This window comes from Streptomyces sp. WELS2, from assembly GCF_013870595.1.
Lineage (GTDB): Bacteria > Actinomycetota > Actinomycetes > Streptomycetales > Streptomycetaceae > Streptomyces.
Map to the genome: position 1 here is coordinate 1 of NZ_JACBWZ010000888.1, position 2,391 is coordinate 2,391.

At 72.6% G+C, this 2,391-nt stretch carries 4 protein-coding genes; 2 read left to right on the forward strand and 2 right to left on the reverse strand.

All coding sequences use genetic code 11. From position 1 onward, the window contains the following. On the forward strand, positions 1-895 hold an 895-nt coding region (locus tag H5J33_RS31290; protein ID WP_181798134.1), incomplete at its 5' end, for a serine hydrolase. On the opposite strand, the gene H5J33_RS31295 is transcribed toward H5J33_RS31290, so the two are convergent. Both H5J33_RS31295 and H5J33_RS31300 read right to left on the reverse strand, forming a co-directional pair. Beyond that, positions 885-1,418, reverse strand: a complete 534-nt coding sequence (locus tag H5J33_RS31295) for a hypothetical protein (protein WP_181798135.1) — start codon at positions 1,416-1,418, stop codon at positions 885-887. The genes H5J33_RS31290 and H5J33_RS31295 overlap by 11 nt on opposite strands. 31 nt (positions 1,419-1,449) lie before the next feature. Next, entirely contained in the window at positions 1,450-2,094 is a 645-nt protein-coding gene (locus tag H5J33_RS31300) for a nitroreductase family protein (protein WP_181798136.1), read from the reverse strand. Between the two features lie 86 nt (positions 2,095-2,180). Here H5J33_RS31300 and H5J33_RS31305 point away from each other — a divergent pair. Continuing rightward, on the forward strand, positions 2,181-2,391 hold a 211-nt coding region (locus H5J33_RS31305), incomplete at its 3' end, for a helix-turn-helix domain-containing protein (RefSeq protein WP_181798137.1).

Genomic DNA, 2,391 nt, shown 5'->3' on the forward strand with positions numbered 1-2,391 from the left:
GCGGACGGGGGCGCCGGCCCTGGCGGACGGGCGGTTCCGGGCCGGTTCGGTGACGAAGGTGGTCACCGCCGCGATCGTGCTGCAACTGGCCGCGGAGGGCCGGATCGACCTCGACGGCACCGTGCAGCGGTATCTGCCCGGCCTGCTCACCAAGGACTTCGAGCCCATCACCGTACGGCAGTTGCTGAACTACACCAGCGGCCTCAAGCCGGGGGCGTCCCTCGGTGACACGGTCGAGGAGGGCTACGCGCACCGCTTCGAGACGCTGACGCCCCGGCAGGTCGTCGCGGCGTCCGTCGCCCAGGGACCGGCGCACGCCCCGGGCGAGGCGCAGACCTACGGCAACATCCACTACACCGTGCTCGGCCTGCTCATCGAGAAGGTGACCGGCGACTCGTACGCCCACCAGGCGCAGGTGCGGATCTTCCGCCCGCTCGGCATGCGGCACAGCTCCTTCCCCGCCGCCGGGGACACCGGGATCCACGGGCCGCACAACCGGGGCTACGACTGGATCGACGGCAAGCTGGTCGATGTGACCGACTGGAACATGACCGACCGTTTCGCGGCCGGCGACCTCATCTCGACCACGGCCGACCTGGAGCGGTTCCTGGTCGCGCTGTTCCGCGGCCGGGTGGTGCCCGAGCCGCAGCTGAGCGAGATGTTCACCCTGCCCGACGTGCCCGACGCGCACTACGGCGCGGCGCTGGAGCGGATCGAGCTGAAGGGCAAGGTGGTCTGGGGCAAGGGCGGCTCGCGGCCGGGTTACACCACGGCGATCGCCGCGACCCGCGATCTGTCCCGCACCCTCGTCTACTCGGCGAACTCCACGGACGCCAAGGGCGACGGCCAGCAGGCCGCCGCCGAGCGCTTCGCGTTCCCCGCGTTCAACCGCTGACGGGCGCGGCGGCCGGGGGCGCGGGCGGGGTGCCGAGCGCCTCCAGCCGCTTGATCTTCTTGCGGACGACGTAGAGCGGGACGACGCCGAACACCCCGAAGGACATGTCGATCAGGCTCCACCAGAAGGGGATTCCGCGGACGGGTCCGCAGGCGAGGGCGAGCGGAACGACCCCGGCGCAGGCGATCATCCCGAACTCGATCACCCAGATGTTGCGGACCGGGTCGCGGTACGGGCCGTAGAACGCGACCGCGATGACGAGGTGGGCGAAGGCCAGCCAGTCGGTGCCGTACAGGACGAAGGGGTACTCGGCGTCGACGGTGTCCAGCGCCTCGCGCACCCGGACGATCCACGCCGTCGGGCCGGGCAGGTGCTCCGGTACGGACAGCGCGCGCAACGCGCTCTCGGTCCAGCGCAGTTCGTGCACCAGCGGGAAGGCGGTGGCCCCGCTGAGGACCAGGCACACGACGAAGAGGACCAACCAGGCGCGGATGCCCTTGAGCAGGGCGGCTCTGTCGCTCATGGCTGGAGCGTACGCCTGGAGTTGAACGCGTTCAAAACCGGTCCCAGTGCAGCACCCGGTCCCGGGGGATGCGGGGAGCCGGCCGGAAGTCGGTGCCGAGGGTGTAGGCGACGGGGATGAGCGCCGCCTGCATCACGTCGTCGTACGGGATGCCGAGCACCCGGGCCGACTCCCGCTCGTCCACCAGGTTCCCGGTGGTCCAGCAGGTGCCCAGGCCCCGGGCGCGGGCGGCGAGCATGAAGCTCCACACGGCCGGCAGGATGGAGCCCCAGGTGCCGGCCTGGCGCAGGACCGGGGCGTGGTCGGTACGGCCTTCCACGCACGGCACGACGAGCGCCGGGACCTCGTGCAGGTGCGCGTACAGGTGCGCGGTGCCGGAGTACACCCGGTCCATCCGGGCCACGGACGCCCGCCGCACGTCCCGCTCCGGCAGCGGTTCACTCGCGCCGGGCGTGGCCACCCCGGCCCGCCACACGTCGGCGAGGGCGGCCCGCTGCCCGGGGTCGGTGACGACGATGAAGTGCCAGCGCTGCCGGTTGCGTCCGCTCGGTGCCTGGACGGCCAGGTCCACGCACTCCTCCAGCAGCCGGCGCGGCACCGGACGGGTGAGGTCGAGTCGGTGGCGGACGGCGCGCGTGGTGGACAGCAGCTGGTCGGAAGAGAGATCGAGTGTCATGCGTTGACCCTGGCGGGCGGAGCCGGCCGGCGGCAACGCCCGGCTTCCACTGGGTGAAAACGCGGGCGCGGCGGACGGGGGCACGGATGGCGGAGAGCGTCGCGGGGCGGGTCTTCTCCGTGCTGGACGCGTTCGTGGACGCGCCGGTCACACTGCGCCTGACGGAGATCGCCCACCGCACGGGGCTGCCCGTGCCGACCGCGCTGCGCATGGTGCGGGAACTGGTGGCCTGGGGCGGGCTGGAGCGGGGCGCGGACGGCTCCTACCGCCTCGGCACCCGGATCCGTACGCTCGGCG